We start from the raw sequence: 21,898 nt of genomic DNA on the forward strand, positions 1-21,898 counted from the left end.
AATGAAGAAAGTATTGGTAACAGGTGCTACGGGCTTTCTAGGCAAGTATGTTGTTGAAGAGCTCAGTCAGCAGGGCTATCAGGTACGCGCTTTTGGACGCAATCGCAAGGTGGGTCAGTCTTTAGAGAACTCCTCTGTGGCATTTTTTCAGGGAGAGTTGACCAAGCAAGAGGATTTGGCTCAGGCTTGTCAGGGGATGGACATGGTTGTGCATGCGGGTGCTCTTTCTACCGTTTGGGGTCCTTGGGAGGATTTCTATCAGACAAATGTCTTGGGGACCAAGTATGTTCTGGAGGCTTGTCGGGAGGCGAGGATTCAGCGTTTGGTTTATGTATCGTCACCGAGCATCTATGCTGCTCCTCGAGACCAGCTAGCTATCAAAGAAAGCGCTGCACCTCAGGAAAATAATCTGAACAACTACATTCGTAGTAAACTGGCTTCGGAGAAGCTGTTTAAGGATTATCCCGATGTTCCGAGTATTATCTTACGACCTCGTGGGCTTTTTGGGATTGGGGATACCAGTATTTTGCCCCGAGTTCTCAAACTTAGTCAGAAGATTGGTATTCCCTTGATAGGGGACGGTCGTCAGCTCATGGATATGACCTGTGTGGAAAATGTTGCTCTGGCCATTTGCTTGGCTCTAGAGGCTCCTCAAGCTAGTGGCGAAGTTTATAATATTACCAATGGGGAACCAAGAGCCTTTAAGGATTTGATTGAAGAAACCTTGAGAGGATTGGGTTATCCAATAACGTACAGAAAAGTGCCAGCTCCTCTTCTTTCAGTTATTGCTAGTAGTTTAGAGTTTCTGTATAGGGTCTTGAAACTCAAAGGTGAACCGCCTCTGACACGCTATACCTATTATCTGCTCCGTTATAGTCAGACGCTGGACATCAGCAAGGCGGAGCGAGACTTGGGGTATCACCCTCGAATCAGTATTTCAGAAGGGATTGAACAATATGTCCAAGATTATCGAAAGCATTGATTATTTCCCAGCAGGCTACTGTACCAGCTACACAGGTTTGCTATTTAAGGGAGTCAAGAATCAAAAGATGACCTTCCCAGCAGGTGTTTTTCTTATCAAACACAGGGACAAGGGCTATCTCCTCTATGATACAGGCTATCATTACGATATTAAGACCCAGCTTCGCTATGGCTTCTATCGGCTAGGAACACCTGTTCAAATGACGGAGAAGGACCAAATTTCACGTTTGCTGGAAGCAAAAGGAATCAAACCAGAAGAAATAAACTATGTCATCCTATCTCATCTACATCCAGATCATCTGGGAGGAGCTAGTTTCTTTCCTCATGCAACCTTTATCTTGACAAAAGAAGTATATGAAATCTACCAAAAACCCAAGTTGAAAGACTTGATTTTCAAGGAGTTTTTACCAGCTTCTTTTGAGAAAAATCTAACCATTATCAGAGCTGACCAGCAAGATTCAACTTTTCCCTATCGTCCGATTTGTGATCTTTTCGGAGATGGCAGTATCCTAGTTGCTTCAGTTGACGGGCATGCTAGGGGCCAAGCCTGTCTGTATCTTCCAGACCTTAATCTCCTCATTGCAGCAGACCTCTGTTGGGGGATTGACCTCTTACCTTATACCAAGCAGATGCACTTGATTCCTTCCTTGGTTCAGGATAATAAGGCCGACTATATCAGGGGGACAGAGTTTCTGGAGAAAGTTTTAAAGGCCGGTATCGAGGTAGTTGTTAGCCATGATCCTGTAGAAAGGATAGAGTCAATCTTACATGAAAAAAATAACCTTTCTTAAAACCTTTATCCAAACTCGATGGCTTCATCATTTCAAATCTCGAGAAGCTTTAGAAAACTATCAGAAAAAGCAATTAACCAACTATATGGACTTTTTAAAGCGAGAGTCTCCTTACTTTAAAAATGGGGTTCCTAGCGACTTTGACCATATGGACAAGGCTTTTATGATGGAACATTTCAATGAGCTCAACACCCAAGGAGTGGATCGTGATGAAGCTTTGAGCTTGGCTATTGAAAGTGAGAAGACCCGTGACTTCACTGAACTTAAAGGGGAAGTAGCCGTCGGTCTGTCTTCAGGGACGTCTGGACATCGGGGGCTCTTTATCACAACAGAGAAAGAGCGAAGTATGTGGGCTGCAGCTATCTTGGCAAAGATGTTGCCCAAAGGTCAACTTTTTGGACACCGCATCGCCTTTTTCCTGAGAGCTGATAATGAACTTTATCAGACCATCAATACGGCGCTCATTCGTCTAGAGTATTTTGATATTTTCAAACATACAGATGAGCATATCGAGCGACTCAATAGCTACCAACCGACCATTGTGGTAGCACCAGCCTCGATGTTGATTGAATTGAGCAAGCGTCTCAAGGATGGAGAGTTAGCTATTTACCCACAAAAAATCGTTTCGGTGGCAGAAATCTTGGAAGATAGTGATAGGGAACGCATCGCAGAGGCCTTTTCTCTGTCCATCATTGACCAAGTTTATCAGGCGACTGAAGGTTTCTTAGCCTGCACTTGCTCAGCTGGCAATCTGCATCTCAACGAAGACATTATCTTTGTGGCAAAGCGGTATCTGGATGACCGCCGTTTTTATCCAGTGATTACGGACTTTAAAAGAAGCAGTCAGCCTGTTTATCGCTACCAGCTCAATGATATCTTGGTTGAAAATCCGGAGCCTTGTCCCTGTGGCTCCTGCTATACACGGATTGACAAGGTCGAAGGACGTTCTGATGATATCTTCTACTTTGAAGGGCAGAATGGGGGGCAGGTAACGATTTATCCAGACTTTATCAGACGTTGCATCCTCTTTGTGGAGAATGTAGGAGATTACCAAGTTAAGCAACATTCCGAGAAATTAGTGGAAGTTTGTCTAAGCCAACGAGATGAGGACGTAGAGACAGCAATTTTAGCACAGTTCCAACTCTTGGCTCAGCAAAAGCAATTTATAGTTCCTCAAATCCAATTTTCAGATTATCACTGGGATACTAGCCGTAAACTCAAACGTATCCAACGTTTATGAAAGGAAAAAAGACAATGACAGAAGTAAAAAGACACGTAGAAATCGCAGGTTATGGCATTTGCCTTCCAAAGCATACCGTCCAATTCAAAGACCAAACTCGTTATCGTGTAGTGGAAAATGAAGAAACGCAATTAGATTTGGCAGAATCAGCTATCCAGCAGGCACTTGAACATGCAAATTTGGATATTAAAGATATCGATTGCCTTGTATCAGCTAGTGCGGTGGGTGTTCAGCCCATTCCTTGTACGGCTGCTTTGATTCATGAGCGCGTGGCAAAAGGACTCTCAATTCCAGCAATGGACATCAATACAACTTGTACCAGCTTTATTTCTGCTCTATCGACTATGTCCCACTTGATTGAGGCGGGCGAATACGGTCGTGTCTTGATTGTATCCAGTGAGGTTGGTAGTTTAGGGCTCAATCCCAAGCAAAAAGAAAGTTTTGAACTCTTTAGTGATGGGGCGGCAGCCTTTATTTTCCAAAAAAGTCATCAGGAAAAAGGGGTCATTGCTAGTCTCCAACGTACTTGGTCGGAAGGAGCTCACGATACGGAGATTCGTGGAGGTCTGACTTCTTTTCAACCAAAAGAGTACTCTGAGACGACTAAGACCAACTATATGTTTGACATGAAGGGGAAGAAAATCCTCCTCTTGTCTGCTCGTAAAATCCCAGTCATGTTTGAAGAGTTTCAAGAAAAAACACGGCTAGCCTTGGCAGACGTGGACTATATCATTCCTCACCAAGCAAGTCGTGCTCTTCCTCTGGTCATGGAAAAACTAGGTGTGGCCGAGGATCAGTACCTCAATCTCGTCACTGACTATGGAAATATGGTGTCAGTCTCTGTACCGTTTGGATTGGCATATTCTTTGGAGCATGGACTTATCAAGGAGGGAGATGTCGTCTACCTTATGGGGACTGCAGCTGGTATGACGGTCAATATGTTGGCTCTGAAATTGTAACAATTACCTAAACACGGAACGACTGGAACTTGAGCAAAGGTAAACGGTTGCCATCTACCCCTGAACTGAGGTATACTAGTAGAAACATTAGTTTGTTAAGCGGTTAAGGAGAATGTTAGAAAAGGAAGGGATGTATGACAGCTAGAAAAATGCAGCTACTCATGTCCAAGTATGGTTTTAGTATTACCATCATGTTGGCAGAGTTGTTTATTGTCTTTGGTTTATTTCTCTATCTAGGGCAGATGGCACCGATTCTCTGGATTATCCTTGTCATTTTAGTGAGTTTAGCGACCATTGTATCGATTGTTAATCGATCTATGAATCCTGAGAGTAAGGTAACATGGCTGTTAGTAGCCTTTGTACCAGTATTTGGTCCCTTACTTTATATCATGTTTGGAGAGCGTCGTTTATCTAAAAAAGAAATGAAGCAGCTAAAGCAGCTCCAATCAATGGTTGATCGAGAGGACAATAGCAGAGCTCTCCGGTTGGAGTTAAAAGAGCAGGACAAGTCGGCTTACGGAGTTATCAAATCTCTCCTCAGCATGGACACGAATGCCGATGTCTACGATCGAACGGATACACAATTTTTTGCATCTGGTGAAAGCATGTGGCATCAGATGCTAGAGGATCTCAAGAAAGCTGAGAAGTTTATCTTTCTCGAATACTATATTATCGAAGAAGGTTTGATGTGGAATAGTATTTTGGAGATTTTGGAAGAAAAGGCAGCTCAAGGAGTAGAGGTGAAGCTTCTCTATGACGATATTGGATGTATGGCAACCTTGCCTGGAGATTACACCATCCAGCTTCGTGGTCGAGGGATTGAAGCCCACAAATTTAACAAGGTGATTCCACGTTTGACTGTTGCTTATAACAACCGTGATCACCGTAAAATCATGATTATCGATGGTCAAATTGCCTATACAGGTGGTGTCAATCTGGCCGATGAGTATATCAACCATATCGAACGCTTTGGTTATTGGAAGGATAGCGGTATTCGCCTGGATGGACCGGCAGTTAAGGCTTTTACCAGACTCTTTTTATCTGCATGGTATATCAACCGTGGGGAGATTAGTGACTTTGACCAATACCATCTCGAAAATCAACCTAGAGATGGGATGGGGCTTTGTATCCCTTACAGTAGCGGACCAAAACCTATCTACCGAGCCCAGGTTGGAAAAACGGTCTATCAAAACCTTATCAATCAAGCTACAGATTACGTCTATATCACGACTCCTTATCTGATCGCTGACTATGATCTAACCGAGAGTATCAAAAATGCAGCTCTGAGAGGGGTAGATGTGCGAATTGTGACGCCATGTATCCCAGATAAGGAGATTATCCAATTGGTTACTCGCGGAGCCTACCCTGACTTGCTATCTGCTGGAGTTCGTATTTATGAGTACAGCCCGGGATTTCTTCATAGCAAGCAAATGCTTGTCGATGGAGAGGTGGCTACTGTGGGAACCATCAATTTTGACTATCGTAGCTTGCTCCACCACTATGAAAATGCCGTTTTGCTTTATAGAACGCAGTCCATTATAGATATTGAAAGAGACTTCGAAGAGATTTTTAAAGTTTCTCAAGAAATCTATCCCCACACGATTAAAACAAGCTGGTATCAAAGCCTGATCAAGGAAATTGTCCAGTTGTTTGCGCCCATGCTCTAACTATTCACCAAGATCTAGCCCAAGGCTGGATCTTATTTTTGTCTTTTTGCGAATAGATAAGCAGGAGGATGAAAATGCTAAATCAAAAAGAACATGATTTTATCCTAGAGTTTCAAACAAGCAGTTTACACCGTTTTCGAGAGATTGAACGCTATGCTGAGCTAGATAAGAAGTTAAGGAAATATCAATCCCTAGCTGACATTCCTGTAAGATTTTGATATACTAAAACAGATAAACTTAGAGGAGAAATTGAATGAACGTATACGAGGAAAAAGACGAACAGCTAGAAGAATTTCGATACCAGTATCGGGAACGGCTGGATCAAGAGTCTGAATTTGGACTGGAGCGAGGTAAGAAGAAACGAACTCCACTTCCGTTTTTTAGTGTGGCAATTTGGAGTCTGGCTGCTACAGCTGTTTCTGTCATGTTGCCTCTGATCTTTGGTTTGGTGAGCCCCCAACAGATGCAAGATCTTTATACTGGTTGGGCGCTACATCAGAGTGGGCAGATTTACACGGATTATTATGGTTCAAATGGACTGCTTTATTACGTACTAATCTATCTCTCTCAAGGGAGTATTCTTTTTGCTTTGGTGGAGTGGTTGGCCTTGTTCGGAGCTGGTGTTTTTCTATTTAAATCCGCAGATACCTTGACAGGTCAGGGAGAGCAGGCTAGACAGCTTTTGTTGGTTTTCTATTTGCTTGTAGGCAGTCTGGGATTTGGTGGTAGCTATGCAGTAGTTGTGGCCTTGCCTTTTCTATTTTATAGTTTTAGCCTAGTGGCTGACTATCTGGATGATCCAAGTAACGATAAAGGTTTCTTGCGAGTTGGGATGAGTTTAGCATTAGCTTTCTTCCTATCACCTATTCCCACAGCCTTGTTTGCAGCCACACTTGCCTTGAGTTTGTTTGGATTTAATATTGCCAAGCGTAAATTTGCTCATGGTTTGTATCAATTTTTCGCATCAGCTCTAGGATTTTCTATCATTTTTTATCCAATTGGCTATTATACTGTATTAACAGGAACTTTTGGTGATGCGATTAGCCATACTTTGTATCCAATAGATACGCTTAGTCTATTTTCAAATGCCAATCTTATGGAGAATGCTGCTTTCTATGGTTTGCTATCCATCGGTATTGGGATTCTGACATTGATCTTTTCAGGATTGTTTCAGACCAAGTCAGCTCAGCAATCTGCTGTCTCAATAGGCGCTATTTTAGGATTATTAGTAACTCTTTCTTTGTTAATTCTTTCAAAGGAACCTTTGCATGGCTCACGTTTGGCAGCGATTTTACCCTTTCTGACATTGTTATTGTTAACCAACATCAAAGAAGGAAGCTCTGATCGTATCAGTCGTAGTAGACGAAGAGTTCGTTCTTCATCACTCTTTGGTCGCTACCTCAAGGGAAATTTCTATCTACCATTAATTGCGATAGTCTATTTACTTTTCCTACCTGTTTTGAGTCGCTATATTTCGCATCCAAGTACTTATCAGGAACGCGAGCAGCTTGCTAGCTTGGTCAAACAGCAAACGAGTTCTGAGGATCGTGTCTATGCTTGGGATGATCGTCCAGATTTTTATCGAGCAAGTGAACGCTTGGCACCAAGCTCTCTAGTAACACCGACGCTCTATACTGCAAGCGACGAGAATAAAACGAAACTAGTCAATGACTTGAAAGAAAATCAACCGAAGATGATTTTGGTCAACCAAAAGGTTGCCTTGTGGTCGGATGTAGAGAGCCTACTTAGTGAAAAATACGAGCTTGTTCAGACGGATAGTAAGGAATTCAAGCTTTATAAATCTAAATAACAAATCAATATCTTGTGTATTTTTAAAAATTTTAGAATTTTTAACACAAGATATTGATTTTTCTTTTTGGAGTGGTATAATATCATTTAAGAAGAAAAATAGAAAAGAGCCTGGATATGATTGTATTAGAAGAAAACCTTGCAACCGTTCCCACTTTGTTCGTTGAAAAACGAGATGGTAGACGTGTAGTGTTTGATATAGACAAGATTGACAAAGCTCTCCACAAGGCGGCTGACAAAGTCATGGATGTGACACCCTTGGTCGAAAAACGTCTAAATGGACTGCTTGAGCGTATTGTTGCGGAAATTCACAGTCGTTTCCCTCAAGGTGTCAAGATTTACGAGATTCAAAATATCGTAGAACATGAACTCCTTGAAGCCAAAGAATATGCGCTAGCTGAGGAGTATATCACTTATCGGACACAAAGGGATTTTGAGCGCTCAAAAGCGACAGATATCAACTTTAGCATTCATAAACTTCTCAATAAAGACCAGGCGGTTGTCAATGAAAATGCCAATAAAGACAGTGATGTCTTTAACACCCAGCGTGATTTGACAGCAGGGATTGTGGGGAAATCAATCGGACTGCAAATGCTTCCTAAGCACGTGGCCAATGCTCACCAAAAGGGGGATATCCACTATCATGACCTGGACTATAGCCCCTACACACCGATGACCAACTGCTGTTTGATTGATTTTAAAGGCATGTTGGAAAATGGTTTTAAGATTGGTAATGCAGAGGTAGAGAGTCCCAAGTCTATCCAGACTGCGACAGCTCAGATTTCACAAATCATCGCCAATGTCGCTTCTAGCCAGTACGGGGGCTGTTCAGCTGACCGTATTGATGAGGTCTTGGCGCCGTACGCAGAGAAGAATTACCAAAAACACCTTAAAGATGCAGAAGAATGGGTCTTGCCTGAGAAACGGGAAGATTACGCTTGGAAGAAAACGCAAAAAGACATCTATGATGCTATGCAATCTCTCGAGTATGAAATCAATACTCTCTTCACTTCAAATGGACAAACACCTTTTACTTCACTAGGTTTTGGTCTAGGAACCAATCGTTTTGAGCGTGAAATTCAAAAGGCTATCTTGACTATTCGTATTAAGGGACTTGGTTCAGAACATCGAACAGCTATCTTCCCTAAACTCATCTTCACGCTGAAAAGAGGCCTTAACTTGGAAGAAGGGACTCCGAACTATGACATCAAACAGTTGGCCCTCGAGTGTGCAACTAAGCGGATGTACCCAGATATCTTGTCCTATGATAAGATTATCGAGCTGACAGGTTCTTTCAAGGTTCCTATGGGATGCCGTTCTTTCCTCCAAGGATGGAAAGATGAAAATGGTGTTGAGGTCAATTCGGGTCGGATGAATCTAGGTGTTGTGACAGTTAATCTGCCTCGTATTGCCCTCGAGTCTGAAGGGGATCTGAATAAGTTTTGGGAAATCTTCAACGAGCGGATGAATATCGCAGAAGATGCTCTGGTTTACCGTGTTGAACGGACCAAGGAAGCAATACCAGCGAATGCCCCTATCCTTTATCAGTACGGAGCCTTCGGTCGCCGTCTGGGAAAAGAAGAAAGTGTTGACCAACTCTTTAAGAATCGCCGTGCGACAGTTTCGCTGGGCTACATCGGTTTGTACGAAGTGGCTACAGTCTTCTTTGGAAATAGCTGGGAAAGCAATCCTGAAGCCAAGGAATTCACGCTGGATATCATTCGTGATATGAAACGTCGAGTGGAAGAGTGGTCTGACCAATATGGTTACCATTTCTCTATCTACTCCACACCGTCTGAAAGTCTGACAGACCGCTTCTGTCGCTTGGATACAGAGAAGTTCGGCTCTATTCCTGATATTACAGACAAGGAATACTACACCAACTCTTTCCACTACGATGTCCGTAAAAATCCAACACCGTTTGAAAAATTAGACTTTGAGAAAGTTTATCCAGAAGCAGGTGCGTCAGGTGGTTTCATCCATTATTGTGAATACCCAGTACTTCAGCAGAATCCTAAAGCCTTGGAAGCTGTTTGGGACTATGCCTATGACCGTGTCGGTTATCTAGGGACCAATACTCCGATTGATCGTTGCTACAAGTGCGACTTTGAAGGGGATTTTGAACCAACTGAGCGAGGCTTTGCTTGTCCAAACTGTGGGAATAGCGACCCTAAAACAGTAGATGTGGTCAAACGTACGTGTGGTTATCTGGGAAATCCGCAAGCGCGTCCGATGGTCAATGGACGCCACAAGGAAATCGCTGCGCGTGTCAAACACATGAATGGCTCTACTATCAAAACAGCTGGACATGAAGTAACAAATTAGAAGGAAACGCAATGGGGAAATACCAATTAGACGATAAGGGGCGCGCACAAGTGACCCGTTATCACGAGAAATACTCTAAAGGTGGAATAGGTAAAAAAGAACGCTTGCTCAACCTCAGAGAACAGTTTTTAAACAAGAATAAGAAAAAATAAAAGTGAGAGTCGCCTCTCGCTTTTCTCTTAATTGGAGGTAAAAATGATACTACGCAGACCAACATTGGCAGATAAAGAAACAGTTTTAGAGATGATGGCAGAGTTTGAACAGACTCAATCAGCCCACGATGGTGGGTTTTGGAACGCCAACAATTTTGTTTATGAAGAGTGGCTAGAAGAAAATCTTCAAGCGGAAGCGGGACTCAATATTCCTGAAAACTGGGTTCCTGCTATCCAGCTGCTTAGTTTTGACGTAGCAGGCCAGGCTCTTGGCTTTCTCAACCTTCGTCTCCGATTAAATGACTACTTACTAGAAAATGGGGGCCATATTGGCTACTCCATTCGTCCATCTGAAAGAGGTAAGGGTTATGCGAAAGAATCCCTCCGACAAGGTCTACAAGTTGCTAAGGGAAAGAATATTAAACGAGCTTTAGTGACTTGTAGCACAGAAAATCCGGCAAGCCGAGCTGTTATCTTAGCTAATGGTGGGGAGTTGGAGGATGTTCGAAACGGAACGGAGCGCTATTGGATAGACTTGGAGTAGACAGCATGACATGGAATACACCAAAACCAGGTGAATGGAAAAGTGAGGAGCTTAGTAAAGGGCGAATCATTGATTACAAGGCTTTTAACTTTGTCGATGGAGAAGGTGTGCGCAACTCTCTCTATGTATCAGGCTGTATGTTTCACTGCGAGGGGTGCTATAATGTTGCGACTTGGTCTTTCAACGCAGGCATTCCCTATACAGCAGAACTAGAAGAACAGATCATGGAAGATCTTGCCCAACCTTATGTTCAAGGCTTGACCTTGCTAGGAGGAGAGCCCTTTCTTAATACGGGCATTCTCTTACCACTCGTTAAACGTATTCGAAAGGAATTGCCAGACAAAGACATCTGGTCCTGGACGGGCTACACGTGGGAAGAAATGATGCTGGAGACTCCAGATAAACTGGAACTCTTATCGCTGATTGACATCCTTGTCGATGGACGGTATGATAAAAGCAAGCGCAATCTCATGCTCCAGTTTCGAGGTTCCTCTAATCAACGGATTATCGATGTGCAAAAATCTCTCAAAAGTGGGCAAGTGGTGATTTGGGACAAGCTTAATGACGGAAAAGAAAGCTATGAACAGGTGAAGAGAGAATGAAGAAAAAAGACCTGATAGAACAACTGGTTTCAGAGATCGAAACGGGAAGAATTAGGACGCTAGGGATCTACGGTCATGGGGCTTCAGGCAAGTCAACCTTCGCTCAAGAATTACATCAAGCCCTAGATTCTACTACAGTAAATTTACTAGAAACAGATCCCTATATCACCTCAGAACGTCACCTGGTAGTACCAAAGCAAGCGCCAGATCAAAAGGTGACAGCTTGTCTCCCAGTGGCGCATGAACTGGCAAGTTTGCAGAGAGATATTCTCGCTTTGCAGGCAGGTATGGATGTCTTAACAATCGATGAACCGTGGAAGGCTAGTGAAATCCTGTCTGGAGCCAAACCGATTCTGATTGTTGAAGGGATGTCTGTGGGTTTTCTACCCAAGAAACTTTTTGACAAAACCATCTGTTTCTACACGGATGAAGAAACAGAATTAAAGAGGCGTCTCGCTCGAGATACGACTATGAGAAATCGCGATGCTTCCTTTGTACTAGCTAGCCATCAGATGAGACGGGAGCAGTATCTGCGATACTATAGACAAAACGAGTCTAAAGCGGATGTCTTAGTGGATCAATCAGAAGATAAATTCAAGGTCAAAATGACACACATCATATAGAAGAAAAGGCAGTTTTTTATAGATATAAATCCGTAATTATAGGAAGATGAAGTAGGAAAACAGTTTCATCCTAAAAAAACGAAAAAAACCTAACAAATCCCTTGCAATCGCAGGGGCTTTGTGTTATTCTATTATGGTGCTGTAAATTACAGCCTTAGCTTTGATGCAAGAGGTTGCGACACGCTCGGTTGCATTGCCACGCAACGCACGTCGGTTTTCTTGTGGAGCTAGCCTATTATCTTAAATAGACGAAAAGGAGAAAAAGATGGCAAACAAAAAAATCCGTATCCGTTTGAAAGCTTACGAACACCGTACGCTTGACACAGCGGCTGCAAAAATCGTAGAATCAGCTACTCGTACAGGTGCACAAGTTGCGGGTCCAATCCCACTTCCAACTGAGCGTAGCCTCTACACAATCATTCGTGCGACTCACAAATACAAAGACTCTCGCGAACAATTTGAAATGCGTACACACAAACGTTTGATCGATATCGTTAACCCAACTCAAAAAACAGTTGACGCGTTGATGAAATTGGATCTTCCAAGTGGTGTAAACGTAGAAATCAAGCTTTAATCCAAAGCTTGAAACCTTGAGCATGAAAAACGCTCGTTAAAAACTTTTTGAATAAAAAATATAGAAAAGGAACTATTTTCTCATGACAAAAGGAATCTTAGGGAAAAAAGTGGGAATGACTCAAATCTTCACTGAAGCTGGCGAATTGATCCCTGTAACAGTTATTGAAGCAACTCCAAACGTTGTTCTTCAAGTTAAAACTGTTGAAACAGACGGATACAACGCTATCCAAGTTGGTTTCGATGACAAACGCGAAGTATTGAGCAACAAACCTGCTAAAGGACATGTAGCGAAAGCTAACACGGCTCCTAAGCGCTTCATTCGTGAATTCAAAAACGTTGAAGGCTTGGAAGTTGGTGCTGAAATCACAGTTGAAACATTCGCAGCTGGAGACGTTGTTGACGTAACTGGTACTTCTAAAGGTAAAGGTTTCCAAGGTGTTATTAAACGTCACGGACAATCACGTGGACCAATGGCTCACGGTTCTCGTTACCACCGTCGTCCAGGTTCTATGGGACCTGTTGCACCTAACCGCGTATTCAAAGGTAAAAACCTTGCAGGACGTATGGGTGGCGACCGCGTAACAATTCAAAACCTTGAAGTTGTACAAGTTGTTCCAGAAAAGAACGTTATCCTTATCAAAGGTAACGTACCAGGTGCTAAGAAATCTCTTATCACTATCAAATCAGCAGTTAAAGCTGGTAAATAATAAAGAAAGGGGAAATCAGTCACAATGGCAAACGTAACATTATTTGACCAAACTGGTAAAGAAGCTGGCCAAGTTGTTCTTAACGATGCAGTATTTGGTATCGAACCAAATGAATCAGTTGTGTTTGATGTGATCATCAGCCAACGCGCAAGCCTTCGTCAAGGAACACACGCTGTTAAAAACCGCTCTGCAGTATCAGGTGGTGGACGCAAACCATGGCGTCAAAAAGGAACTGGACGTGCTCGTCAAGGTTCTATCCGCTCACCACAATGGCGTGGTGGTGGTGTTGTCTTCGGACCAACTCCACGTTCATATGGCTACAAACTTCCACAAAAAGTTCGTCGCCTAGCTCTTAAATCAGTTTACTCTGAAAAAGTTGCTGAAAACAAATTCGTAGCTGTAGACGCTCTTTCATTTACAGCTCCAAAAACTGCTGAATTTGCAAAAGTTCTTGCAGCATTGAGCATCGATTCAAAAGTTCTTGTTATCCTTGAAGAAGGAAATGAATTCGCAGCTCTTTCAGCTCGTAACCTTCCAAATGTGAAAGTTGCAACTGCTACAACTGCAAGTGTTCTTGACATCGCAAATAGCGACAAACTTCTTGTCACACAAGCAGCTATCTCTAAAATCGAGGAGGTTCTTGCATAATGAATTTGTATGATGTTATCAAAAAACCTGTCATCACTGAAAGCTCAATGGCTCAACTTGAAGCAGGTAAATATGTATTTGAAGTTGACACTCGTGCACACAAGCTTTTGATCAAGCAAGCTGTTGAAGCTGCTTTCGAAGGTGTTAAAGTTGCCAACGTTAACACAATCAACGTAAAACCAAAAGCGAAACGTGTTGGACGTTACACTGGTTTTACTAACAAAACTAAAAAAGCTATCATCACACTTACAGCTGATTCAAAAGCAATCGAGTTGTTCGCTGCTGAAGCTGAATAATCTAAGGAGGAAATATCGTGGGAATTCGTGTTTATAAACCAACAACAAACGGTCGCCGTAATATGACTTCTTTGGATTTCGCTGAAATCACAACAAGCACTCCTGAAAAATCATTGCTTGTTGCTTTGAAGAGCAAGGCTGGTCGTAATAACAACGGTCGTATCACTGTTCGTCACCAAGGTGGTGGACACAAACGTTTCTACCGTTTGGTTGACTTCAAACGTAACAAAGATAACGTTGAAGCAGTTGTTAAAACAATCGAGTACGATCCAAACCGTTCTGCAAACATCGCTCTTGTACACTACACTGACGGTGTGAAAGCATATATCATCGCTCCAAAAGGTCTTGAAGTAGGTCAACGTATCGTTTCAGGTCCTGAAGCAGATATCAAAGTCGGAAACGCTCTTCCACTTGCTAACATCCCAGTTGGTACTTTGATCCACAGCATCGAATTGAAACCAGGTCGTGGTGGAGAATTGGTCCGTGCGGCTGGTGCTTCTGCTCAAGTATTGGGTCAAGAAGGTAAATACGTTCTTGTTCGTCTTCAATCTGGCGAAGTTCGTATGATTCTTGGAACTTGTCGTGCTACAGTTGGTGTTGTCGGAAACGAACAACATGGACTTGTGAACCTTGGTAAAGCAGGACGTAGCCGTTGGAAAGGTATCCGCCCAACAGTTCGTGGTTCTGTAATGAACCCTAACGATCACCCACACGGTGGTGGTGAAGGTAAAGCACCAGTTGGTCGTAAAGCGCCATCTACTCCATGGGGTAAACCTGCTCTTGGTCTTAAAACTCGTAACAAGAAAGCGAAATCTGACAAACTTATCGTTCGTCGTCGCAACGAGAAATAATAGTAAACTAGTCGCTTAAGCATCTAGTAAATCCGCCAGCTCGGTAGCGCTCCATGTGAGCGCAAGCCGCTGTGGTACAACATTTAAAGGAGAAAATATAAAAATGGGACGCAGTCTTAAAAAAGGACCTTTCGTCGATGAGCATTTGATGAAAAAAGTTGAAGCTCAAGCTAACGACGAAAAGAAAAAAGTTATCAAAACTTGGTCACGTCGTTCAACGATCTTCCCAAGTTTCATTGGTTACACTATTGCAGTTTATGACGGACGTAAACACGTACCTGTTTACATCCAAGAAGACATGGTAGGTCACAAACTTGGTGAATTTGCACCAACTCGTACTTACAAAGGTCATGCTGCAGACGATAAGAAAACACGTAGAAAATAAGGAGAACATAAATGGCAGAAATTACTTCAGCTAAAGCAATGGCTCGTACAGTACGTGTTTCACCTCGTAAATCACGTCTTGTTCTTGACAACATCCGTGGTAAAAGCGTAGCCGATGCTATTGCAATCTTGACATTCACACCAAACAAAGCTGCTGAAATCATCTTGAAAGTTTTGAATTCAGCTGTAGCTAACGCTGAAAACAACTTTGGTTTGGACAAAGCTAACTTGGTAGTATCTGAAGCATTCGCAAACGAAGGACCAACTATGAAACGTTTCCGTCCACGTGCGAAAGGTTCAGCTTCACCAATCAACAAACGTACAGCTCACATCACTGTAGCTGTTGCAGAAAAATAAGGAGGTAAAATCGTGGGTCAAAAAGTACATCCAATTGGTATGCGTGTCGGCATCATCCGTGATTGGGATGCCAAATGGTATGCTGAAAAAGAATACGCGGATTACCTTCATGAAGATCTTGCAATCCGTAAATTCGTTCAAAAAGAACTTGCTGACGCAGCAGTTTCAACTATCGAAATCGAACGCGCAGTAAACAAAGTTAACGTTTCACTTCACACTGCTAAACCAGGTATGGTTATCGGTAAAGGTGGTGCTAACGTTGATGCACTCCGTGCAAAACTTAACAAATTGACTGGAAAACAAGTACACATCAACATCATCGAAATCAAACAACCTGATTTGGATGCTCATCTTGTAGGTGAAGGAATTGCTCGTCAATTGGAGCAACGTGTCGCTTTCCGTCGTGCACAAAAACAAGCAATCCAACGTGCAATGCGTGCTGGAGCTAAAGGAATCAAAACTCAAGTATCAGGTCGTTTGAACGGTGCAGATATCGCCCGTGCTGAAGGATACTCTGAAGGAACTGTTCCACTTCACACACTTCGTGCAGATATCGATTACGCTTGGGAAGAAGCAGATACTACATACGGTAAACTTGGTGTTAAAGTATGGATCTACCGTGGTGAAGTTCTTCCAGCTCGTAAAAACACTAAAGGAGGTAAATAACCAATGTTAGTACCTAAACGTGTTAAACACCGTCGTGAATTCCGTGGAAAAATGCGAGGTGAAGCAAAAGGTGGAAAAGAAGTAGCTTTCGGTGAATACGGTCTTCAAGCTACAACTAGCCACTGGATCACTAACCGCCAAATCGAAGCTGCTCGTATCGCCATGACTCGTTACATGAAACGTGGTGGTAAAGTTTGGATTAAAATCTTCCCACACAAATCATACACTGCTAAAGCTATCGGTGTGCGTATGGGATCTGGTAAAGGGGCACCTGAAGGTTGGGTAGCACCAGTTAAACGTGGTAAAGTGATGTTTGAAGTTGCTGGTGTATCTGAAGAGATCGCTCGCGAAGCGCTTCGTCTTGCTAGCCACAAATTGCCAGTTAAATGTAAATTCGTAAAACGTGAAGCAGAATAAGGAGAAGGCATGAAACTTAATGAAGTAAAAGAATTTGTTAAAGAACTTCGTGGTCTTTCTCAAGAAGAACTCGCGAAGCGCGAAAACGAATTGAAAAAAGAATTGTTTGAACTTCGTTTCCAAGCTGCTACTGGTCAATTGGAACAAACAGCTCGCTTGAAAGAAGTTAAAAAACAAATCGCTCGTATCAAAACAGTTCAATCTGAAGCGAAATAATAGACTAGGGAAGGAGAAATTTCAATGGAACGCAATAATCGTAAAGTTCTTGTTGGACGTGTTGTATCTGACAAAATGGACAAGACAATCACAGTTGTAGTTGAAACAAAACGTAACCACCCAGTCTATGGTAAACGTATTAACTACTCTAAAAAATACAAAGCACATGATGAAAACAATGTTGCCAAAGAAGGCGATATCGTACGTATCATGGAAACTCGTCCGCTTTCAGCTACAAAACGTTTCCGTCTTGTAGAAGTTGTTGAAGAAGCGGTCATCATCTAATCAAGCCTGAAAGGAGAAAACTGAAATGATTCAAACAGAAACTCGTTTGAAAGTCGCAGACAACAGTGGTGCACGCGAAATCTTGACTATCAAAGTTCTTGGTGGTTCTAAACGTAAATTTGCGAACATCGGTGATGTCATTGTGGCATCTGTAAAACAAGCTACTCCTGGTGGTGCGGTTAAAAAAGGTGACGTTGTAAAAGCTGTTATCGTTCGTACTAAATCAGGTGCTCGTCGTGCTGATGGTTCATACATCAAGTTTGACGAAAACGCAGCAGTTATCATCCGTGAAGACAAAACTCCTCGCGGAACACGTATCTTTGGCCCAGTTGCACGTGAATTGCGTGAAGGTGGCTTCATGAAGATCGTGTCACTTGCTCCAGAAGTACTTTAATTGATTGCTCAAAGAAAATTAAAACAAGTCTAGGAAGTGAAACGAAAGCATAACTTGAGTTAGGTGAGTTGAAACTGACGAAGAATTGCTTTGATTTTCGCAGAGTAAAAACAAACAAACTAGTCCCCTGGATTTACTCCAGGGTGCCCTTATGGGCGTAAGAAAAATCAAGGAGAAACCTAATGTTTGTAAAAAAAGGCGACAAAGTTCGCGTAATCGCTGGTAAAGATAAGGGAACAGAAGCTGTTGTCCTTACTGCTCTTCCAAAAGTAAACAAAGTTATCGTTGAAGGTGTTAACATCGTTAAGAAACACCAACGTCCAACTAACGAGCTTCCTCAAGGTGGTATCATCGAGAAAGAAGCAGCTATCCACGTATCAAATGTTCAAGTATTGGATAAAAATGGTGTAGCTGGTCGTGTTGGTTACAAATTTGTAGACGGTAAAAAAGTTCGCTACAACAAAAAATCAGGCGAAGTGCTTGATTAATCACGAAGGAAAGGAGAAGTATAATGGCAAATCGTTTAAAAGAAAAATATCTTAATGAAGTAGTTCCTGCTTTGGCAGAACAATTCAACTACTCATCAGTGATGGCTGTACCTAAAGTAGATAAGATCGTTTTGAACATGGGTGTTGGTGAAGCTGTATCAAACGCTAAAAGCCTTGAAAAAGCTGCTGAAGAATTGGCACTCATTTCAGGTCAAAAACCACTTATCACTAAGGCTAAAAAATCAATCGCCGGCTTCCGTCTTCGTGAAGGTGTTGCGATTGGTGCAAAAGTTACCCTTCGTGGTGAACGTATGTACGAATTCTTGGACAAATTGGTTTCAGTTTCACTTCCACGTGTGCGTGACTTCCACGGTGTTCCAACAAAATCATTTGACGGACGCGGAAACTACACACTTGGTGTGAAAGAACAATTGATTTTCCCAGAAATCAACTTTGATGACGTTGACAAAACTCGTGGTCTTGACATCGTTATCGTAACAACTGCTAACACTGACGAAGAGTCACGTGCATTGCTTACAGGCCTTGGAATGCCTTTTGCAAAATAATATAGGAGGTAAATCTAATGGCTAAAAAATCAATGATTGCTAAGAACAAACGTCCAGCTAAGTTCTCTACTCAAGCTTATACTCGTTGTGAAAAATGTGGTCGTCCACATTCAGTTTACCGCAAATTTAAACTTTGCCGTGTTTGCTTCCGTGAATTAGCTTACAAAGGACAAATTCCTGGTGTAACAAAAGCATCTTGGTAATTTAAGATATCGAGGGCGTCAAAACTCCAAGTGAAAATAGGAAACTTGACGAAGAAACTTAAGTTTCTAGAAAAGTTTATCTTTTTCACACAGAGTTTAGCCCGGGTTCAGTTGGACTTGCCAATTTGAACACGAGCTACAGCTTTGGCAAAAAAGACCAATTTTCTTTGGAGCATCGCTCCTGCATCAAATTGCCTATTTTTGCTCTTGCTGTTACGCTCTTTGTATCATGTATTAACTAGCAAGTGCAACTTGCAAACTACTAGTAAGAGGAGAAAAACAAAATGGTTATGACTGACCCAATCGCAGACTTCCTAACTCGTATTCGTAACGCTAACCAAGCTAAACACGAAGTACTTGAAGTACCTGCATCAAACATCAAAAAAGGGATTGCTGAAATCCTTAAACGCGAAGGTTTTGTTAAGAGCGTAGAAATCATCGAAGATGACAAACAAGGCATCATCCGTGTATTCCTTAAATACGGACCAAACGGTGAAAAAGTTATCACTAACTTGAAACGTGTTTCTAAACCAGGACTTCGTGTCTACAAAAAACGTGAAGATCTTCCAAAAGTTCTTAACGGACTTGGAATTGCTATCCTTTCAACATCTGAAGGTTTGCTTACTGATAAAGAAGCTCGCCAAAAGAATGTTGGTGGTGAGGTTATCGCTTACGTTTGGTAATATTTAGCTCCCAATTTCTTTGTGACTCTTCGTTATCGTCTCTTGCCTAACCCAAAGTTATGCCTGCGAGACGATGCCTAGATTCACTTTGAAATTGAAACCTAAATGTTCCTTTAAATCGAGAAATCGATTTAACCCCGTGAAAACTGGCCATCACGGCCTGACAATTTAACAGGAGAAAATAAACATGTCACGTATTGGTAATAAAGTTATCGTGTTGTCTGCTGGTGTTGAACTCACTAACAATGACAACGTAGTAACTGTAAAAGGACCTAAAGGAGAACTTACTCGTGAGTTCTCAAAAGATATTGAAATTCGTGTGGAAGGTACTGAAGTAACTCTTCACCGTCCAAACGATTCAAAAGAAATGAAAACAATCCACGGAACTACTCGTGCCCTTTTGAACAACATGGTTGTTGGTGTATCAGAAGGATTCAAGAAAGAACTTGAAATGCGTGGGGTTGGTTACCGTGCACAACTTCAAGGAAACAAACTTGTCTTGGCTGTAGGTAAATCTCATCCAGACGAAGTTGAAGCTCCAGAAGGAATTACTTTTGAACTTCCAAACCCAACGACAATCGTTATCAGCGGAATTTCAAAAGAAGTAGTTGGTCAAACAGCTGCTTACGTACGTAGCCTTCGCTCACCAGAACCATATAAAGGTAAAGGTATCCGTTACGTTGGCGAATACGTTCGTCTTAAAGAAGGTAAAACAGGTAAATAATGTTGAGTGGTTGATCTTCAACCACCGACCTATTTTCCAACTTTGTGCATAGCACACGATTTAAAACTAAAGAGGTGAAAACTGTGATTTCTAAACCAGATAAAAACAAACTCCGCCAAAAACGCCACCGTCGCGTTCGCGGAAAACTCTCTGGAACTGCTGATCGCCCACGTTTGAACGTATTCCGTTCTAATACAGGCATCTACGCTCAAGTGATTGATGACGTAGCGGGTGTAACGCTCGCAAGTGCTTCAACTCTTGACAAAGAAGTTTCAAAAGGAACTAAAACTGAACAAGCCGTTACTGTCGGTAAACTCGTTGCAGAACGTGCAAACGCTAAAGGTATTTCAGAAGTGGTGTTCGACCGCGGTGGATATCTATATCACGGACGTGTGAAAGCTTTGGCTGATGCAGCTCGTGAAAACGGATTGAAATTCTAATAGGAGGACACTAGAAAATGGCATTTAAAGACAATGCAGTTGAATTAGAAGAACGCGTAGTTGCTGTCAACCGTGTTACAAAAGTTGTTAAAGGTGGACGTCGTCTTCGTTTCGCAGCTCTTGTTGTTGTTGGTGACCACAATGGTCGCGTAGGATTTGGTACTGGTAAAGCTCAAGAAGTTCCAGAAGCAATCCGTAAAGCAGTAGAAGATGCTAAGAAAAACTTGATTGAAGTTCCTATGGTTGGAACAACAATCCCACACGAAGTTCTTTCAGAATTTGGTGGAGCTAAAGTATTGTTGAAACCTGCTGTAGAAGGTTCTGGAGTTGCCGCTGGTGGTGCAGTTCGTGCCGTTGTGGAATTGGCAGGTGTGGCAGATATTACATCTAAATCACTTGGTTCTAACACTCCAATCAACATTGTTCGCGCAACTGTTGAAGGTTTGAAACAATTGAAACGCGCTGAAGAAGTTGCTGCCCTTCGTGGTATCTCAGTTTCTGATTTGGCATAAGAAAGGGGATAAAATGGCTCAAATTAAAATTACTTTGACTAAGTCTCCAATCGGACGCATTCCATCACAACGTAAAACTGTTGTAGCACTTGGACTTGGCAAATTGAACAGCTCTGTTATCAAAGAAGACAACGCTGCTATCCGTGGTATGATCACTGCAGTATCTCACTTGGTAACAGTTGAAGAAGTAAACTAATGAATTTTTAGGGGATGTGGCAATACTCATCCCCTAAAACTAGATATAGTCATCTAAGATGACGAATGTATAGGCGAGTTGATAAGGGAGACAACCTTTTCTCTCTTATCGGCGCTAGCATTTTACAAAAGAGGAGAAAATATAAATGAAACTTCATGAATTGAAACCTGCAGAAGGTTCTCGTAAAGTACGTAACCGTGTTGGTCGTGGTACTTCATCAGGTAACGGTAAAACATCTGGTCGCGGTCAAAAAGGTCAAAAAGCTCGTAGCGGTGGCGGAGTTCGCCTTGGATTTGAAGGTGGACAAACTCCATTGTTCCGTCGTCTTCCAAAACGTGGATTCACTAACATCAACGCTAAAGAATACGCAATTGTAAATCTTGATCAATTGAACGTTTTTGAAGATGGTACTGAAGTTACTCCAGTTGTTCTTATCGAAGCAGGAATTGTAAAGGCTGAAAAATCAGGCGTTAAAATTCTTGGTAACGGTGAGTTGACTAAGAAGTTGACTGTGAAAGCAGCTAAATTCTCAAAAACAGCTGAAGAAGCTATCACTGCTAAAGGTGGTTCAGTAGAAGTCATCTAGAGAGGTGACC

At 42.2% G+C, this 21,898-nt stretch carries 33 protein-coding genes; all 33 read left to right on the top strand.

The window, feature by feature from the left end:
* Position 1 precedes the first annotated feature (1 nt).
* Complete coding sequence (locus D8852_RS02050; RefSeq protein ID WP_125425007.1) at positions 2 to 982, top strand: NAD-dependent epimerase/dehydratase family protein; 981 nt, start codon at positions 2 to 4, stop codon at positions 980 to 982.
* On the top strand, positions 957 to 1,772 hold the full coding sequence (locus tag D8852_RS02055; RefSeq protein WP_125425008.1) for an MBL fold metallo-hydrolase: 816 nt from the start codon (positions 957 to 959) through the stop codon (positions 1,770 to 1,772). The genes D8852_RS02050 and D8852_RS02055 overlap by 26 nt, the downstream gene beginning before the upstream one ends.
* Positions 1,750 to 3,012 (top strand): F390 synthetase-related protein, encoded by a 1,263-nt coding sequence (locus D8852_RS02060; protein ID WP_125425009.1) that lies wholly within the window; start codon positions 1,750 to 1,752, stop codon positions 3,010 to 3,012. The genes D8852_RS02055 and D8852_RS02060 overlap by 23 nt, the downstream gene beginning before the upstream one ends.
* Before the next feature lie 14 nt (positions 3,013 to 3,026).
* Entirely contained in the window at positions 3,027 to 3,971 is a 945-nt protein-coding gene (locus D8852_RS02065; RefSeq protein ID WP_125425010.1) for a 3-oxoacyl-[acyl-carrier-protein] synthase III C-terminal domain-containing protein, read from the top strand.
* 134 nt (positions 3,972 to 4,105) lie between these two features.
* Positions 4,106 to 5,638, top strand: coding sequence for a cardiolipin synthase (gene cls, locus D8852_RS02070; RefSeq protein WP_125425011.1), 1,533 nt, complete (start codon positions 4,106 to 4,108; stop codon positions 5,636 to 5,638).
* Between the two features lie 74 nt (positions 5,639 to 5,712).
* Positions 5,713 to 5,856 carry a hypothetical protein gene (locus tag D8852_RS10000; RefSeq protein WP_185755565.1) on the top strand — a complete coding sequence of 48 codons (144 nt, stop codon included), beginning with the start codon at positions 5,713 to 5,715 and terminating at the stop codon, positions 5,854 to 5,856.
* A 35-nt stretch (positions 5,857 to 5,891) separates the two neighbouring features.
* Positions 5,892 to 7,448 carry a damage-inducible protein CinA gene (locus D8852_RS02075; RefSeq protein ID WP_125425012.1) on the top strand — a complete coding sequence of 519 codons (1,557 nt, stop codon included), beginning with the start codon at positions 5,892 to 5,894 and terminating at the stop codon, positions 7,446 to 7,448.
* A gap of 116 nt (positions 7,449 to 7,564) precedes the next feature.
* Positions 7,565 to 9,772 (top strand): anaerobic ribonucleoside-triphosphate reductase, encoded by a 2,208-nt coding sequence (nrdD, locus tag D8852_RS02080; RefSeq protein ID WP_185755566.1) that lies wholly within the window; start codon positions 7,565 to 7,567, stop codon positions 9,770 to 9,772.
* Positions 9,773 to 9,783: 11 nt separating this feature from the next.
* Positions 9,784 to 9,924 (top strand): hypothetical protein, encoded by a 141-nt coding sequence (locus D8852_RS02085; protein WP_038805847.1) that lies wholly within the window; start codon positions 9,784 to 9,786, stop codon positions 9,922 to 9,924.
* 43 nt (positions 9,925 to 9,967) lie between these two features.
* Positions 9,968 to 10,468, top strand: a complete 501-nt coding sequence (locus tag D8852_RS02090; protein ID WP_125425014.1) for a GNAT family N-acetyltransferase — start codon at positions 9,968 to 9,970, stop codon at positions 10,466 to 10,468.
* Positions 10,469 to 10,473: 5 nt separating this feature from the next.
* On the top strand, positions 10,474 to 11,070 hold the full coding sequence (nrdG, locus tag D8852_RS02095; RefSeq protein WP_000220159.1) for an anaerobic ribonucleoside-triphosphate reductase activating protein: 597 nt from the start codon (positions 10,474 to 10,476) through the stop codon (positions 11,068 to 11,070).
* Positions 11,067 to 11,693, top strand: a complete 627-nt coding sequence (locus D8852_RS02100) for a uridine kinase family protein (protein ID WP_125425015.1) — start codon at positions 11,067 to 11,069, stop codon at positions 11,691 to 11,693. The genes nrdG and D8852_RS02100 overlap by 4 nt, the downstream gene beginning before the upstream one ends.
* Positions 11,694 to 11,958: 265 nt before the next feature.
* Positions 11,959 to 12,267, top strand: coding sequence for a 30S ribosomal protein S10 (gene rpsJ / locus D8852_RS02105; protein ID WP_001284513.1), 309 nt, complete (start codon positions 11,959 to 11,961; stop codon positions 12,265 to 12,267).
* Between the two features lie 82 nt (positions 12,268 to 12,349).
* Positions 12,350 to 12,976, top strand: a complete 627-nt coding sequence (gene rplC / locus D8852_RS02110) for a 50S ribosomal protein L3 (protein ID WP_000160197.1) — start codon at positions 12,350 to 12,352, stop codon at positions 12,974 to 12,976.
* 24 nt (positions 12,977 to 13,000) lie between these two features.
* Positions 13,001 to 13,624 (top strand): 50S ribosomal protein L4, encoded by a 624-nt coding sequence (rplD, locus tag D8852_RS02115; protein ID WP_000024537.1) that lies wholly within the window; start codon positions 13,001 to 13,003, stop codon positions 13,622 to 13,624.
* Positions 13,624 to 13,920 carry a 50S ribosomal protein L23 gene (locus tag D8852_RS02120; RefSeq protein WP_001055347.1) on the top strand — a complete coding sequence of 99 codons (297 nt, stop codon included), beginning with the start codon at positions 13,624 to 13,626 and terminating at the stop codon, positions 13,918 to 13,920. Before rplD ends, D8852_RS02120 begins: the two co-directional genes overlap by 1 nt.
* 17 nt (positions 13,921 to 13,937) lie before the next feature.
* Entirely contained in the window at positions 13,938 to 14,771 is an 834-nt protein-coding gene (rplB, locus tag D8852_RS02125) for a 50S ribosomal protein L2 (protein ID WP_125425016.1), read from the top strand.
* Positions 14,772 to 14,874: 103 nt separating this feature from the next.
* Positions 14,875 to 15,156, top strand: a complete 282-nt coding sequence (gene rpsS, locus D8852_RS02130) for a 30S ribosomal protein S19 (protein WP_000533766.1) — start codon at positions 14,875 to 14,877, stop codon at positions 15,154 to 15,156.
* An 11-nt stretch (positions 15,157 to 15,167) separates the two neighbouring features.
* A complete protein-coding gene (gene rplV, locus D8852_RS02135; RefSeq protein WP_000818137.1) occupies positions 15,168 to 15,512 on the top strand; it encodes a 50S ribosomal protein L22 in 345 nt (114 codons plus the stop codon).
* 12 nt (positions 15,513 to 15,524) lie between these two features.
* A complete protein-coding gene (rpsC, locus tag D8852_RS02140) occupies positions 15,525 to 16,178 on the top strand; it encodes a 30S ribosomal protein S3 (RefSeq protein WP_000529936.1) in 654 nt (217 codons plus the stop codon).
* Positions 16,179 to 16,181: 3 nt separating this feature from the next.
* Complete coding sequence (rplP, locus tag D8852_RS02145; RefSeq protein ID WP_000960948.1) at positions 16,182 to 16,595, top strand: 50S ribosomal protein L16; 414 nt, start codon at positions 16,182 to 16,184, stop codon at positions 16,593 to 16,595.
* Positions 16,596 to 16,604: 9 nt separating this feature from the next.
* Positions 16,605 to 16,811: a 50S ribosomal protein L29 gene (gene rpmC / locus D8852_RS02150; protein ID WP_000772918.1), complete on the top strand. Its 207-nt coding sequence runs from the start codon at positions 16,605 to 16,607 to the stop codon at positions 16,809 to 16,811.
* Positions 16,812 to 16,835: 24 nt separating this feature from the next.
* Positions 16,836 to 17,096 (top strand): 30S ribosomal protein S17, encoded by a 261-nt coding sequence (gene rpsQ, locus D8852_RS02155; protein WP_000440801.1) that lies wholly within the window; start codon positions 16,836 to 16,838, stop codon positions 17,094 to 17,096.
* Between the two features lie 25 nt (positions 17,097 to 17,121).
* Positions 17,122 to 17,490, top strand: a complete 369-nt coding sequence (gene rplN, locus D8852_RS02160; RefSeq protein ID WP_000616548.1) for a 50S ribosomal protein L14 — start codon at positions 17,122 to 17,124, stop codon at positions 17,488 to 17,490.
* A gap of 182 nt (positions 17,491 to 17,672) precedes the next feature.
* Positions 17,673 to 17,978, top strand: coding sequence for a 50S ribosomal protein L24 (gene rplX, locus D8852_RS02165; RefSeq protein WP_000497691.1), 306 nt, complete (start codon positions 17,673 to 17,675; stop codon positions 17,976 to 17,978).
* A gap of 23 nt (positions 17,979 to 18,001) precedes the next feature.
* Positions 18,002 to 18,544 carry a 50S ribosomal protein L5 gene (gene rplE, locus D8852_RS02170; protein WP_125425017.1) on the top strand — a complete coding sequence of 181 codons (543 nt, stop codon included), beginning with the start codon at positions 18,002 to 18,004 and terminating at the stop codon, positions 18,542 to 18,544.
* Positions 18,545 to 18,561: 17 nt separating this feature from the next.
* The gene (locus tag D8852_RS02175; protein ID WP_001085697.1) at positions 18,562 to 18,747 is read left to right on the top strand and encodes a type Z 30S ribosomal protein S14; all 186 of its coding nucleotides are present in this window, start codon (positions 18,562 to 18,564) and stop codon (positions 18,745 to 18,747) included.
* A 284-nt stretch (positions 18,748 to 19,031) separates the two neighbouring features.
* Positions 19,032 to 19,430 carry a 30S ribosomal protein S8 gene (rpsH, locus tag D8852_RS02180; protein WP_125425018.1) on the top strand — a complete coding sequence of 133 codons (399 nt, stop codon included), beginning with the start codon at positions 19,032 to 19,034 and terminating at the stop codon, positions 19,428 to 19,430.
* A gap of 187 nt (positions 19,431 to 19,617) precedes the next feature.
* Positions 19,618 to 20,154: a 50S ribosomal protein L6 gene (gene rplF / locus D8852_RS02185; protein ID WP_084945729.1), complete on the top strand. Its 537-nt coding sequence runs from the start codon at positions 19,618 to 19,620 to the stop codon at positions 20,152 to 20,154.
* 83 nt (positions 20,155 to 20,237) lie between these two features.
* A complete protein-coding gene (rplR, locus tag D8852_RS02190) occupies positions 20,238 to 20,594 on the top strand; it encodes a 50S ribosomal protein L18 (RefSeq protein ID WP_004244055.1) in 357 nt (118 codons plus the stop codon).
* 17 nt (positions 20,595 to 20,611) lie between these two features.
* Complete coding sequence (rpsE, locus tag D8852_RS02195) at positions 20,612 to 21,106, top strand: 30S ribosomal protein S5 (protein WP_000874204.1); 495 nt, start codon at positions 20,612 to 20,614, stop codon at positions 21,104 to 21,106.
* 13 nt (positions 21,107 to 21,119) lie between these two features.
* Positions 21,120 to 21,302: a 50S ribosomal protein L30 gene (gene rpmD, locus D8852_RS02200; RefSeq protein WP_000057241.1), complete on the top strand. Its 183-nt coding sequence runs from the start codon at positions 21,120 to 21,122 to the stop codon at positions 21,300 to 21,302.
* 145 nt (positions 21,303 to 21,447) lie between these two features.
* Positions 21,448 to 21,888, top strand: a complete 441-nt coding sequence (rplO, locus tag D8852_RS02205; protein WP_000766092.1) for a 50S ribosomal protein L15 — start codon at positions 21,448 to 21,450, stop codon at positions 21,886 to 21,888.
* Positions 21,889 to 21,898: the final 10 nt, after the last annotated feature.

It is taken from the genome of Streptococcus mitis, assembly GCF_003942695.1.
Classification (GTDB): Bacteria; Bacillota; Bacilli; order Lactobacillales; family Streptococcaceae; genus Streptococcus; species Streptococcus mitis_BD.